Source organism: Paraburkholderia sp. RL18-085-BIA-A, assembly GCF_046027075.1.
Lineage (GTDB): Bacteria > Pseudomonadota > Gammaproteobacteria > Burkholderiales > Burkholderiaceae > Paraburkholderia.
Window position 1 is genome coordinate 1 of the sequence record NZ_JARESU010000722.1, and the last position, 244, is coordinate 244.

Below are 244 nucleotides of genomic sequence, written 5' to 3' on the forward strand. Positions count from 1 at the left end.
CGAGCCTTCGAAAATGGCATCAAAACAGCCGTCCGCTTGCCACCGCCGAAAGGCGCGATAAATGCGCGTGTAATGGATCTCCGGACGGCCTTGGCGATCCTTCTCGATTGGCAGTTCCTTCCACTGGCAGCCCAAGTAGAGCAAACGCAAAATGTAGTTGAAGATCGCGTGCCAGCCCAGTTTCGTCGCGGGGCCGCGACGGCCCTTGCTCAGATGCGGCAAGACAAATTGCTCGAACTGCGAG

General features: G+C 57.8%; 1 protein-coding gene. It reads right to left on the reverse strand.

The annotated features are described in order from the left end of the window. Positions 1 to 244: transposase (locus tag P0D89_RS54555; RefSeq protein ID WP_408379944.1), on the reverse strand; the 244-nt coding region annotated here is incomplete at both ends.